The organism is Limibacter armeniacum (assembly GCF_036880985.1).
Taxonomy (GTDB): Bacteria; Bacteroidota; Bacteroidia; order Cytophagales; family Flammeovirgaceae; genus Limibacter; species Limibacter armeniacum.
In genome coordinates, this window is sequence record NZ_JBAJNO010000003.1 from 201,595 (window position 1) to 216,440 (window position 14,846).

Consider the following 14,846-nt stretch of genomic DNA (forward strand, 5'->3'; position numbering starts at 1 on the left):
AAGATGCAAAGACATCAACTCTCTATTCTATTTTTACTGTGCTTGCTTAGTGTTTATTCTTTCGGGAAGGAACAATATCAACCAAAAATAACAGACCCCATGCTAGAGCCTTGGAGGTATGTTGATTTTCCAGAACTGAACGGTAAAGGAGTCAGGTGCATGACTTCAACTTCTGAAAATGAACTATACTGGTTTGGGCTTGACTCAGGAGTAGTTTCCTATAACGGCTACGACTGGCATTACTATGGAAAAAAAGAAGGACTCACTGGAACTCCTGTACAGCAGTTATTTTCAAATAATAAAGGCGAGGTCTATGCCGGTACAGCTAAAGGTTTGTATCTATTCAGCAACAATGAATGGCAACCTGTTTTTGAGTTATCAGAAAAAATAACCCTCTCATTTCAGTCAATTTCTCAACTGAAAAGTGGCACATTGGTATGTGGAACCAACCTTGGCGCTTTTCTGATTCAGGATAAGCAACAAGTAGTCCTGACTAGCCAAGAGAAATGGAAAAAGCTACAGGAAGAAACTGCCAAACTCAGGTTTGTCGAAATACCAAATGAGTTATTGTTGAAAGGAAACTTCCAGCGTATCTCTGATATTTTTGAGTTAACTGACGGGCAGTTATGGTTAGCCACTACTTTCTCGTCGGAAGATGAGATTGGAGATATCATGATGTTTTCCGAAAAAGAGATCCTTAGCGGAAAAACAATCCACTATAACCTTTTAAGCCGTTTCTACTCCATCAAATTAGGCTATGAGCAGAAAATATTCAGGGAGTCCAACGGCAATATATGGATTATCAACAAGTCAAATAAAGTTCCTACCTCCCGCTTTTCCAATGGCAAATGGCAATATATAGAACACGGTGCCCAGTTTGGTAATGACGAATATTCTGAAGCCATTATCGAGACTGCTGATGGGAAAATATGGATAGCCGGAATTGGTAATCTGTACTGTCTAAATAGAAGTGGACAATGGTCAAAATATGATTTCCAGACTTTGGATATTCCACAGGGACATTTGGGGTTGCACTCTGGAAATGGCACCGACCTATGGATATTCGGTTACCAGTCAGAGGTTTCAAAAATTGACCTTTCAACCGATAAGTGGTTATCTTATCTTGATCTGAATTTTCAAGGTAACCAACAAAATGGCACAGAGTGGTTTCTTAATTTTGAAGGGGATGTCATTCAGCATCAGGATAACAATTGGAAAGTTTTCAATCATGCCGATGGGTTGATGGATGCTCCCGTAAGTCTTTTTATTACTTCCAACGACATTGTTTGGGCTATCGGCAGTGATCAGGAAGTGTCATGTGCTGGCTATCTCAAAGATGGTAAATGGACCAACTTTCATTTTGATTCACTCTCATGGGGTGTAGACTACAGGGCATTTTATGAAGCAAAAGATGGCAGTATCTGGATTGGTGGCAGCACAGATGTTTACCTTGACAAAGGACAGAATGGTGGGGTACTTCAAATTGTAAACCCTTATGAAAAAGACAAAAAAGTAGTCTATCACAAACCACGTACAAATGGTCTAAATCAGTTGAATGCCTATGGCATTACACAATCCGCAAACGGTTATATCTGGATTGGTGGCAGCAGGCTTTGTTATTATGATGGATCCATTTGGCAATCATTGGATAATAAAAGGCTCGACAACTTTGTCAATACGGTACACAGTGACAGTAATGGAAAACTGTTTGTTGGGACCAGACAGTATGGCTTATATATATATGAGCAAAACGAATGGAAAAACTACTATGTAGGAAATGGGCTTATCAGTAATAATATCATTAGCATAGCCACAGATGATGAAAACAATGCCATTTGGCTAGCGACTGACAAGGATTTCAGTTTTTACAATGGAGAAACATGGATCAATAACATCTTTCCAAAAGATCTCACTCTTTCATACGAAGGAGGTGCTTTGGTTTTTAATCATAAAAATGAAGTATGGGTCAACAAGTCCCTAAGAGAATGGAAAAGAAGAATTTATACTGGAAAAACCCCTAGAAAATCCATTCGGGATAAATTTGTCACCTACCGTTTTATCAAGGACAATCACTTGCCCGAAACTTCAATTGATATCTATTCAGATGAAGTTGATTACTCAGGAAACAATACTGTTTTCTGGTCAGGAAGGCATTTTTTCAATAAGTCAAAACCATCAGAACTATACTTTTCATTTCAACTGAATGATGGAAATTGGTCTAGCTTCAGCAAGAAGGACAACCATACTTTTATTGACTTACCGGATGGGGATTACACCTTTAGGGTGAGGGCTATGGATCAGGAAGGTAATGTAGACCCAACGCCTGCAACGGTTAGTTTTACTGTAAAACCTCCTATCTGGAAACAAGGCTGGTTCCTGCTATTGATAGCCACTTTCCTGATTACCGTTGCTTTCTTCCAATTCCAAATCCTGAAAAAGAGAAAGATTCTGGAAAAACTGAACCTCTCTCTTCAGGATGCGAACAGTAGACTTGAATCCAGCAATAAAGAAATTGCCATTCAAAGGGACAACTTGGGAGAACTGGTAGAAAAAAACAGTGAACTGACCAAAGCCAAGTTGAGATTCTTTACCAATATTACACATGAGTTCAGAACACCATTGAGCTTAATTCTTGGTCCTATCGAGCAATTGTTACAAGAAAACGGCTCGGATAGTCAGACTTCTGTAACCAACTCCTACAACCTGATCAAGAAAAATGCGCTCAGGCTACACCGATTGATTAACCAGTTACTGGAAATCAGAAGAATTGAATCTGGCTCCTTAGAACTGAACCTTCAGAAAGATGATCTTGTAAGGTTTGTTTCTGACACCAAAAGCCTTTTTCACAACAAAGCCGCTGGAGATAGTATTTCACTATTTTTCCATTCTGAATACAAACAACTGTCCATCTATTTTGATCAGGATAAAGTCGAAAAAATCCTATTTAATTTGCTCTCTAATGCATTCAAGCATACGCTTAAAAATGGAAAGATTTCGATCAAGTTACTGAAGCCTGATACCACATACCCCGACTACTTCCGTATTATGGTAGAGGATAGCGGGCAGGGAATTGATGAAGAGATTCAGGACCTGATTTTTGACCGATTCACTGTCGGAAACAAGTTGAGCAGTACTGACATTGACGAGAGTAGTGGGATCGGACTCTCCTATATCAAAGATTTGATTGAGTTCCACAAAGGGCATATCCGCGTTAGCAGTAAAAAGGGTATTGGCAGTACATTTACAGTCTATTTGCCAGATCACTTAAAGCCTTCTACTGAAACGGATGGTATCTCGGATTTCGATATCATGGGTACGGTAGATGCCAATATTATGACTACCAAATCCCTGCTTTCTTATGAAATAGCCAGCAATACAGATGGTGGAGAATTACCTACTTTGCTGATCGTGGAAGACCATAAGGATATGCGCTTTTTTATTGCAAACCTGTTGGATAAACAATATAGAATCCTGACAGCCGAAGATGGCTCTGAAGGGTTAAAAATATTGGAAGATGAAGATGTTGACCTTGTAATCAGTGACATTATGATGCCAGAAGTTGATGGCATTACATTCTGTGAAAGGGTCAAATCCAATCCTGTGACAAGTCATATTCCAGTCATTTTGCTAACAGCCTTAGCCATGGATGAAAAACGGATTATGGGATATGAATCAGGAGCAGACTCCTATATTGTCAAACCCTTTAAGCCTGAGCTACTGAATGCACGTGTCAAAAACCTGCTGGAAGCAAGAGACGAGATCAGAAAGAAACTTTCTGAAGACCTTCGTTTCAGACCTAAGGAAATCAGGGTAACATCTATGGATGAGCAGTTTATGGAAAAGCTTGCCTCACTTATAGATGAGAACATCTCCAACTCAGAGTTTGATGTATCTACCATGTGCGAGATGATGAACATGAGTCATATGCACTTTATCAGAAAAGTGAAACAACTTACTGGTAAAAAACCGATAGACCTGTTGAAGCATTACCGCATTACAAGAGCCAAACAATTGCTGGAGCAAAATAAGCTCAACATTTCGGAAGTGAGTTATATGGTCGGGTATGATTTACCCAACTCTTTTGCACGGGCATTTAAAAAAGAAGTGGGGATCTCCCCCACTCAGTTTATCCAAGAAAATGCAAGTAAAACAGTCTCTCAGGAGATCGATAACTGATAGACTTTCAAATAAAAGAACACCTTGTCTGACGAGTTCAGACAAGGTGTTTATATTTTATCCCATCAACCATTCGCTCCTTTGGTTGCCTTATAATTCAAAATAGAAAAAGGTATCCACCAAATAGCGATAAGCCAATATGTCAATGCAGGGTCATATTCGGGAAATAACTTAGCCCCTACAATAATCAATGCTGCAAAAAGTAGCGACAGTGCAATATTGAGAAATACTGTTTTCCTTGAGTTCATCATATCATTCTGTTTTAGCCAAACCATTTCGATCAGGCAAATCCAATTACAAACTTTCATTGAGAAATAGCTTCCCATTCTTCCTTTCCCAACCTATACCAGTTTACAGGTTCTCCTTCATACTCAAATATTTCTATAAATTTAAAACCTACTTTCAATATGATTTTGTTTGAAGCAATATGGTCAACATCTGCCGCAGCAAAGATCTCCTTTAGTCCCAACTCTGTAAAACCATACTTCAGTGCTGCCAATGCTGCCTCAGTTGCAATTCCTTGCCCCCAATAGGCTTGCTTTAGCCGATAGCCCAAGTCATAATATTTTAATTCTGGTCTAAGCATTTGCTCATATTTCAGCCCTGCCCACCCCACAAAATCTTGGGTTTCTTTATCAATCACAGCCCAACGCCCAATACCAAATTCCTGATACTGTTTTCTGATATTCGCAATGATTTCTTTTGACTGCTCAATATCCGTTACTGGATTGTTACCTAAGTATCGATGCACTTCAGGGTCTGAGTCCAATTCATAAAATCCCATTAGGTCATCCTCTATAACCTCTCTTAGGATTAACCTTTCCGTTTCTACAATCGCTTCCAATTTGATCCTGTTTAGTATTAAAAAATAGACTTGGGTAATTTTTTGCCTTTACTTTCTAAAAGTCATTTAGTTTCAACAAGATAAAAAATGTAAGTAGTAGGTCACCAGTTCTATTCAATTATTGTCACAACTCTACCCATATTTCACATTGTATATTATGAAATTTACGCTCTTGATATATTAGTATTTATCACGATTAACAATCTATGTATTAACAAGTCTTCTCCTTCGAGATCTGAAGTTATGTAAACCCGCTCCAATTTTCATCACTCTATCTAATGCCCCTTCTCTTCTTAGCCTGAAAATATCCTTGAGGATTCTGAGCCTTTTAATCCCGCAGATAGCATGCTCAACACGAACCCTTATACTTGCCAGCTTTCTATTCGCCTCTTTCATAAAATCAGGTAGCTCAATCCCTTTGTGTTTTTTGATAGGCACAATGAATGTAACATTATCAAGATCAATGCCCTTGAAGGCTAAGTCCCCCAGTAGCTTGATACCTTTTTTAGGAAAGGCAAACTGTTGTTGATCAAAAAGCTTTTTATCATGAATACTACCTGCTACAGTCTCAGAAAGATAGAGCACTTGCTTACCCTCTTTGTCGGTGATGACAAGGTTCTTGGTAGTATGTCTCTTCTTCTTTCCACTGTAGTTCATCTTTTGCTTTTCCGAGTCCTTTGGACGCTGTATGAGGCGTTCTACTCCATCCACTAAGAATACTTCACTCCAGTAAGGCTTAAGTTTTTTTCGAAACTCTTCCATTACATTGGCAGGTAGCTCTCCTACATAATTTAATGTTTGTAGTAAGCAGTTTCCCAGGAAATATAGCCATTCACTTACCTTACTTTGACTGATATTGAAATACAATCCTAGTGATTCTTGCGTGGGATTCTCCTTCAAGCTATATAGAATAAAAAAGAGTTTAGTCTCTATCCCTTGGAGACTGCTGTTACGGTAATCATCCAGCTTCTTCAAAGGCTTCCTGCGAGGCCTCCCTTTCATGGTATACTGCTGTAAGGCTTCAACATAAACATATGAGAAAATTCCTTCCAATTCTCTCAACTCTTCCTTGGTCAAGGACGTTAAACTCTGTAGGCGACGGGCACTTATGGATTTAGGTTTCACAACTAAATGAGTGCTTTGTCGCCTTCTTTTGTTCCTAATTCACAACTTTTTGTTAATCGTGATAATGTCTATTGATTAAGCACCTGAAATACTTATACATACCTCCTTTAAACTTATGGGAAGTTAATCTACTTTTAATCTTTTTTACGCTTGTGATAGTGTATTTTTTTATCAGAAAATATTTTATTGACCATATCAGAAAGCTTTAGCGTTCTACAACAAACGTAGTCTTAAAGCGAAGCAGTACTTCATATTTTCTAATAGTAGTATAAAAAAGGGATCCCATTATGGAATCCCCTTTCTGTTACAATTTACTCAACTTCAACTTATTTAATAAGCAGCTTCTTGGTGAAACGCTCTCCCTGAGCCTGAATGCGCAGCAGGTAAATACCTGATGGCATCTTGCCCCTGTTCAAGGTCGTTTTCTGACCAGTCAGCTTTTCAGTTCTGATCAATGCACCTGTCAGGTCATAGAATTGAACCACTGATTGCGCATCCACTTGCCCATTGAAACTGATTGTAAAGTAATCCGCATTCATTGGGTTTGGATAAACGTTCAATTTTTCAGACACATCCAGTTGCTCCCTTGTAAAGCCCGCAACTCTCGAAGAAGAACCACCAACAGGTTCCAGTACCCACTTGGCACTTCCCCATGCATCATAGATGGTGCCGTGTTGCGCATGTCCTTGCAAGTTCTCCACATGGATATAGTTATTGCTTTGCCACGCATTGCGGATTCTTGACTCTCCATTTCCTGCATCTTCCACTGCCCAGCGTGAGCTGTACCAGCCAAATGTTCTGGTGGTAGCCTGCACATAACCTGTCAGGTTCTCGATATGCATATACTCTCCAGTTCCTACGTTCTTGATCTCCACATATCCACCACCTACATCTTCCAGCTCCCACTCAAAGTTGCTGCCTGATGCTGTCGTATTGTAGGTAACCCGATCGCCACCGTCCGCTAGATAGGTATTCTGCCATACATTTCGGATACGGTATGCAGATGCGCTTCCTCCTCCACTTGAGGTAACTGTTACCGTGCTGCTTGCTGTATAACCACCGTCTGCTGTCGTTACCGTGATGGTTGCCGACCCTGCCGCTACTGCTGTTACCAAACCGGAACCACTCACCGTTGCTACGGATGTATTATTTGAACTCCACGAAACAGCTTGGTTGCTTGCATTGGATGGCGCTACTGTTGCTGACAGCTGCTGTGTGTTTCCTTCGCTCAATGATACGGATGTTGGGGAGACACTCACACCCGATACCGGTACGGAGCTTGGAGAACCAACTGTAACAGTTACGTCATCCGAGCTGCTCAATGAACCATCGCTGACAGTCAATCGGAACACATAAGTATTGCCATCTGCCAAGCCTGATACCGTTGCATTGGCACTGCTTGCATTATTGATTGTAACTGATGCGCCACTTACCTGCGTCCAGGCGAAAGTGATCGGGTCATTGTCAGCATCAGCACCTGAGCCACTCAAACTGGCTGATGTACTACCTGAAGCCAAAGACTGATCGTTGCCTGCATTGGCAGATGGCGCCTGATTGCTTGGCACACCACTACAGTCGGTCAAGTAGATCGATCCGAACAAACTTGGATTGCTCCAACCTGCATCGCTTGTCGCGATAGAAACGACTTGTGCATCACGGTCACCGCCGTTGTCGTCGTCATCGACTGCCACATCAAAACCGATTGCTGTCCCGATATTCGGTGTTGTACCGATTGTAGACCAAGGAATGGCTGCTTCCAGTACATAACCACTTCCTGATGCATACATACTGAAACTGATGCCTGTCGTATTCTGAACGGAGTTGCCTCCTACATTAACCGAGGCATCATTCCAACGGAATGCCAACTGGAAGTCATTCAAACCATCGTAAGAAGTCCCTTTGCTGTTATCCCCATCGATAAAAATCTCCACCACATCGTCATTCCACCAGTTTGCACCTGAATCATTGGTACGGGTTGCATCTCCAACTTCTACCAGTACATACAGGTTGTTGTTGTCATACAACGCTCTCCATTGACCAGAATAATCACCTGGTGTTCCACCAATCGTTGTATTGCTGATATTCTTGGATGGAGCACTTCCCCAAACCGACTCTATACTTTGGTCGATTGCAGGAGTAGTAGAAGCATAGCCAATGATAGGAGCCGTACAAGGCGGGAAGTCATTGTCCGCAATGGTAACCGTCGCCGATGTGCTGCCTCCCAACTGATAACCACTACCTGACAGCAGTGTAATCTGCAAGGTTTCCGCTCCCTCAAATTCAGCATCATCCGAAGGGGTAATGGTAATTGTCTGGGAAGGATTGGAAGGCGTCAGTGTTACAGAACCGCTCAGTGATGGGCTGCTGCTGTAATCACTGCTTGAAGCTGTACCACCTACCGAATAATTTACCGTGATGTTCTGTGCAATGCTGGACGTACTGATCACGAATGTACCCGTGTTGCCACCTTCCGCAGCTGATGCATCCGTTGCTGTAATATTCACGGCTGCATTCACCGTTACCGAAGTGGTTGCCGTAAAGCCTCCGTCTTCTGTCGTCACAGTGATAGTCGCCGTACCTGGAGCTACCGCTGTCACCAAACCTGCTGCATTGACTGTTGCCACATTCGCATTGGATGTCGCATAGGTCACGTTCTGGTTGGTCGCATTGGCAGGCTGAATATTCGTAGACAACTGCTGCGTCTGTCCTTCAGCCAAAGAGAAATTCTGTGGTGAAAGGCTTACACCTGTAACCGCCTGATTGCCTAGCGTGTTTATCAAAAAGTTCGGGTCCGACTCATTCTGGATGGAAGCCGTTGGTGTGTTGTAGATATTCAGGTTCTGGGTGGTCATAAAACCATCCACTTCCGGCAATACCAGCAGACCGTGCCCCTGATAATCATCATAATCACCTGATGTATAGTTGTTGGCGTTGCCATCCATACCTGCGCCATCGATCGTCACATTGATCAGCTCCACGTTGGTGATGGTATAGTTGGAAGCGACATCGTAGATCATGATGGCATCCTTCTGTGAGTTCAGGATATCCACGTTTCTCAGTCTCAGGTTCTGCACGTTGTAGAGCCTTGTAAAGATATCCACGGCACCATAACGGTTGAACCACAGGTTGGCATTGGTACCACAACCAATCACGGTTGTCTCATAGATTTCCATCCACTCTGTTGTGCTGAACTGGTGATTGACAGGGAAGTCAGAGTTCACACGGATTCCCGTCTCGACGTTATCCTTGATGATCAGGTGGTGCCCTTTGTGACCTCCGCCACCGAAGAAACCGATACCTGCCGCACGCCACGTATTCTCCGCTGTACAGTAACGGAACTCGTTGTTCACACTCGCTGATGGCCCGTCCGCAGACCAAGTAGCCATTGCATCATCCCCATTGTTACGCATATCGGAATGTTCACAGATCGAGTTACGGGTACCTTTTGCGAAGTTTACACCATCTGCATAGTTGTTTCTGAAACGGCAATTTGAGATCACCAATCCATCTGTCACATCTGTGCTCTGGTAGTTGGCAATCCATGCGCCTACTTCAAAGTGCTCTACCCAAACACGCTCAATAGTAGAGTTTGTGTACAGTCCTACAAAAGCTTTGTAGGCATCCGTTCTCGTAGTGTTTTCAGAACCCAAATGGAAGTCCTGGAAGTGAAGGTTAGAACCTCTTGTCTCGAAACCACCATTGTTGGAAGAGGCATTGTAGCAGTACAAATCCGTATGCCAGATACCTGCCCCTTGGAATGTCAGGTTACTGCCATCCACCCAAAGTCTTCCGATTCTGAAGTGTCCTGCCGGTACATATACAGATTTTCCTTGTGTAATCGCTGCTTGGATACAATTCTGGAATGCCTCCTGATCGCTGTTCAGGTCTGTTCCGTCTGCCCCATAATCCAGTACAGACAGGGAGTTGGTAGGCTGAGGAATCACTGGCTCAATTGGTTCCAGCTCCACAAAGTCCACCACATAATCGATATTGCCTGAAGCGCTTGTCTTCTGGATTTTCACCTCAGCGCCTACTGGAATCTGCGAAGCCAGTTTTACACGCACCTCATCGAATTTCATTCTGGAAGTATAACCTGCAATCGGTGTATTGGATGGATGCTTGGTACCATCTCCCGGATTCGGGCTGAAGTACTGCCATGCCCATTTCGAGCTGACATCAATATCCTGCACAAAGTTTCCGTCAACATACAGTGCCAGCTTGCCACTCTGTCCACCACCACCTGCTGCATCTGGCATACTGAAACGCATTACCAAACCTTGTCCCGCTGCTGTGGTTGTCCATTTTACAAAGGAATTTACAGCGCTTAATTTGGCACAAACCTGATCGGTTGCTTCTGATTCCACCTTGGTCTGATCAAAAGATGGTCCCATCAGGACAGCACCTCCACCCAACGAGCTGGCATCTGACTCATATCGGGTATATGGCATCATATAGGCACCTCTTGAGGTTCCGTCACCGCCACCTCCTGTAGAGCCAGGGTTGTTCACCGTCAAGGTAACATCATCTGTCGCACTCAGTTCACCGTCGCTTACTGTTAACCTGAAGGTGTATGAATTGCCATCTGTCAAACCTGATACCGCAGTGGCTGCACTGTTGGTGCTGCTGATGGTTACCGCATTACCACTTACCTGTGTCCATGCATAAGTTAGTGTACCATTCTCAGGGTCAGCTCCCGAACCGCTTAGGTTGGCTGAAGTGGAGCCTGCCGCCAGTATCTGGTTGCTGCCTGCTTCAGCTGTCGGTGCCTGATTGGCTGCTGGCGAATTAACAATTACCTGTACATCGTCAGATGCGGTAATCTCTCCGTCATTAACCGTCAGCCTAAATACATATGTATTGCCATCTGCCAGTCCTGTTACTGACGTGCCTGCGCTAGCAGCATTGCTGATTGAAGCTGCCGGACCGCTCACCTGACTCCATGTGTAGGTCAAGGCATCACCATCTGGGTCTGTCGCTGAACCATTCAGGTTTACAGAAGTGGTGCCTGCCACCACAGTCTGGTCGCTGCCTGCATTTACCGATGGCACCTGATTGCTTGGTGCACCGCTACAGTCAGTCAGGTAAATCGATCCGAAAATACTTGGGTTGCTCCAGCCTGCATCTGTTGTTGCGATCGATACCATTTGCGCATCCCTGTCTCCCCCGTTATCGTCATCATCCACTGCTACATCGAAACCGATCTGCGTACCAATCACGGGTGTAGTACCTATGGTAGACCAAGGAATGGCTGCCTCCAATACATAACCACTACCTGCCGCATACATGCTGAAGTTGATCCCTGAAGTATTCTGAACAGAGTTGCCTCCTGCATGGACTGTGGCATCATTCCAACGGAATCCCAACTGGAAGTCATTCAAGCCATCATAGGTAGTGCCTTTGCTGTTGTTTCCATCAATAAAGATTTCCACCACATCGTCATTCCACCATTCGGAACCTGAGTCATTGGTGCGCGTTGCATCACTCACTTCCACCAGTACATACAGGTTGTTGGCATCGTAAAGTGCTTTCCACTGTCCTGTATAATCACCTGGTGTTCCGCCAATCGTCGCATTACTGATTCCTTTGGCAGGAGCGGTTGACCATACTGCGTCTATGTTCTGATCAATGGATGGCGCTGTCGCGATATAACCGATCACCGGAGCAGTACAAGGAGGGTTTTCATTGTCGCTAATGGAAATCGTAGCCGAAGTGTTACCACCCAACTGGTAACCTGTTCCCGGAAGTAGGGTCAGCTGCAAGGTTTCCTGCCCCTCAAAGGAGGTGTCATCGGTAGGGTTTATCGTAATGGTCTGTGACAGATTGGTTGGCGTAAGCGTTACCGAACCTGTCAGGGCTGGATTGGCTGCATAGTCTGAAGCAGAAGCTGTACCGCCTACTGAGTAATTTACCGTGATATTCTGTGAAGTCGATGAAATGGCAATGGTGAACTCACCTGTATCACCACTTTCGCTCGCCTGATTGTCCGTAGCAATAATATTGACCGCTGCGCTAACCGTCACCGTTGTACTTGCCGTGATGGAAGGATTCTCTACAGAAGTTGCCGTAATGGTCGTTGTTCCTGTCCCGACTCCTGTCACCTGCAAGCTTTGTGCATCAAATGTCGCTACAGCAGGGTTTGAGTTACTCCAAGTCACGCCCTTATTGGTAGCATTGGTTGGGTTAAAGCCAATGGCTATCTGCTCAGTCTCCCCTACTACCATATCTACCGGAGCTGGTGACAGGGTGATACCCGTCAGGTCAATCTGCGTATCAATCACATTCAGGTTGAAGCCAGCATTGCGGTTCAGGATATCCTTGTTGCCGTCCTCATTGACTGACTCAATATCTGACATGGCAATCTTGTTCACGGTGAGCGTACCGCTGTTGGCCTGTACCATCATTGCCAGACCGCCGTACACATCACCAGCGATATTTCTGACTGTTGCATCCTTTCCGGTGCCATCCACCGTGATGTTATTGAAATTCACATCATTGAAGCCATTTCCTTCAATCTGAATGGCATGTCGCTGCGAATTCAGGATATCAATGTTCTCAAACAACACATTGTTCAGTCCTTGCGGTACGTTGATCTCGATTGATCCTCTTTTCCTGTCCCACAGGTCATAGCTTGTACCACAGCCGATAATGGTGTTCTCATAGATTTTCATCAGCCCTGAAGCCTTGAACTTGGGAGACTCAGGGGTTGAGAAGTCCGTAGTCAGTCGGATACCGGAACCCGCAAAACCATCCTTGATGATACAGTGGTGAATCTCATGGTTACTTCCCCCAAAAAGGGCAGCACCACCCGCCCGGTAAATATGCTCTACAGTATTGTAACGGAAGATATTTCCTTCTGCAAATACAGTGGTTCCACTGCCGTCAGGCCATACTGCCATCCCGTCGTCACCGCCGTTACGGACGTTACTATGTTCCAGTACACAGAAAGAGGATCCGTTCGCAAAGTTACAGCCATCCGCATAGTTGTTACGGATTCTCATTCTGGAGAATGTGGTGTTCATGGCGATGTTACGAGGCATATGATCGTAGTCACCCATCCAGATTCCCACCTCGAAGTGTTCTTGCCATACGTCATGGATATTGGATTGCGCGAAGGTTCCCATAAACGCCTTATAAATCTTGTATGGCGTCCCTGGTGCTTCACTGTATCCTTCATGGTAATCCATACGGTCGTTGTTGACTGTATTGATATAGAAATTACCCATGGTCACATTGGTAGCACCATCTCCATAGATACCACCCCCAAACTGGTCGTTGTTGGAGAAGTACAGGTTGGTATGCCACATACCAGCACCCGTTACGGTAACATTACTTTGTGGGACTATCCATCGGAAATCTAGGTACCATGTTCCTTCCGGAATGTAGACACCTGTTCCGCTTGCAGCCGCAGCCGCCATACAGCTTTCCAGTGCCGGAAGGTCATCGCCAGTATCGTTGGCTACCGCTCCATAATCACGGATATCCAGAAATCCTGCCGGCTTCTGAATGGCAGCAGGCACAGGTTCTACCTCGATAAAGTCAATCCCATATTCTGTTCCATCACTCGCATTCTTGGCTATGGTGATGGTACTTCCTGCTGTTACATTCTGGTTCAGTTTGAAGTGCACCTCATCAAAGCGCATCCTTACCTTGTTTCCCGCACCGGGACTGTTGGAAGGATGGATGCTTCCAGTGGCCAGGTACTGGTAAGCCCAATACGAACTCACATCCACTACCTGATCAAGGTTGCCATTGACATACACTGCCAATGTTCCATTGATGCCGTCACCTCCTGCCGCATCAGGCATTGTGAAACGCATGGTCACCCCCTGACCCGATGTTGTGGTGGTGAATGTTACGGCACTGCCATTGCTCGGCAATCCTACATACTTTTGGTTGGAGGCTTCTGAAGCCGTTTGTGACTGGTCAAAAGCGTTTGCCTGATAAAGTGTGCCGCTAAAAGATGCATCTTCTGCCTCGTAGCGAGTATAAGGCATTTGATAGGCACCCCGTGGCAATCCGTCACTTTGCGCATTTAGCCACAGGGGTATAAACAGCATACATAGGGTTATTGCTGTTGTCATTGTAGATTTTGCAAGGTGTTGGACCCATTGTTTAGGCGTAATCCGCCCTGCTGTATGGAGAGACGTTCCCCTCCCACAGGCTAAAACTTGGTCATACATTGTCATTGGTTTAGAAAATTGAAATAAGAAAAGAAGGAACCGGTACCGAATGACCGGTTGCTTGAAGAAATAGTTACAGATTCAAATGTGGTGCGCTGCTGCATTCAACAGAAAAATGTTGGGTAAAACTGCCGGGAAGAGCTCCCGACAGTCATTTCAAAGTGAACTTGTTCTAACAGCGATATGAAAATGAAAGTCTTGGGTTTTGTGCTGTTGCTTGATTCAGATTGACTAAGTAACTGACATGTATATCGTCCTACTAGCACTTGTTAGATGTTGCTTATACGACGATGGGATAAATCCCATCACTGATATATTTTGTCCCTTCGGGACAGCTTCATTACTTTCAGATAAATACTCAAACTTGATAAAACAACTGCACACCAACTGCCTATATATTGTTTTAGGAAAGATGTCATCAGCAAAAGGTAGTAACGAGGCATACTGTACCTACCGCTATTTAGTGCGAAGGTATTATCCAGATCAACAGTATAAATGGTACAGCATACCTTGCACTACAC

The 14,846-nt window shown here is 44.2% G+C and carries 5 protein-coding genes; 1 reads left to right on the forward strand and 4 read right to left on the reverse strand.

The features are described 5' to 3' along the window. The first annotated feature begins 3 nt into the window (after positions 1-3). Positions 4-4,176, forward strand: a complete 4,173-nt coding sequence (locus tag V6R21_RS03195) for a hybrid sensor histidine kinase/response regulator transcription factor (RefSeq protein WP_334240825.1) — start codon at positions 4-6, stop codon at positions 4,174-4,176. A gap of 65 nt (positions 4,177-4,241) precedes the next feature. Here V6R21_RS03195 and V6R21_RS03200 read toward each other — a convergent pair whose 3' ends face one another. From V6R21_RS03200 to V6R21_RS03215, 4 genes are all read right to left on the reverse strand, one after another. Further along, entirely contained in the window at positions 4,242-4,427 is a 186-nt protein-coding gene (locus V6R21_RS03200; protein WP_334240827.1) for a hypothetical protein, read from the reverse strand. 53 nt (positions 4,428-4,480) lie between these two features. After that, positions 4,481-5,020: a GNAT family N-acetyltransferase gene (locus V6R21_RS03205; protein WP_334240830.1), complete on the reverse strand. Its 540-nt coding sequence runs from the start codon at positions 5,018-5,020 to the stop codon at positions 4,481-4,483. 204 nt (positions 5,021-5,224) lie between these two features. Then, complete coding sequence (locus tag V6R21_RS03210; RefSeq protein ID WP_334239830.1) at positions 5,225-6,145, reverse strand: transposase family protein; 921 nt, start codon at positions 6,143-6,145, stop codon at positions 5,225-5,227. 326 nt (positions 6,146-6,471) lie between these two features. Then, positions 6,472-14,202: a sugar-binding protein gene (locus V6R21_RS03215; protein ID WP_334240831.1), complete on the reverse strand. Its 7,731-nt coding sequence runs from the start codon at positions 14,200-14,202 to the stop codon at positions 6,472-6,474. Positions 14,203-14,846: the final 644 nt, after the last annotated feature.

What these genes read in the sequence shown, in the direction of transcription:
- V6R21_RS03195 (WP_334240825.1), top strand. Translation starts at nt 4, where the DNA reads ATGCAAAGACATCAACTCTCTATTCTATTTTTACTGTGCTTGCTTAGT.
- V6R21_RS03200 (WP_334240827.1), bottom strand. Translation starts at nt 4,427, where the DNA reads ATGATGAACTCAAGGAAAACAGTATTTCTCAATATTGCACTGTCGCTA.
- V6R21_RS03215 (WP_334240831.1), bottom strand. Translation starts at nt 14,202, where the DNA reads ATGCTGTTTATACCCCTGTGGCTAAATGCGCAAAGTGACGGATTGCCA.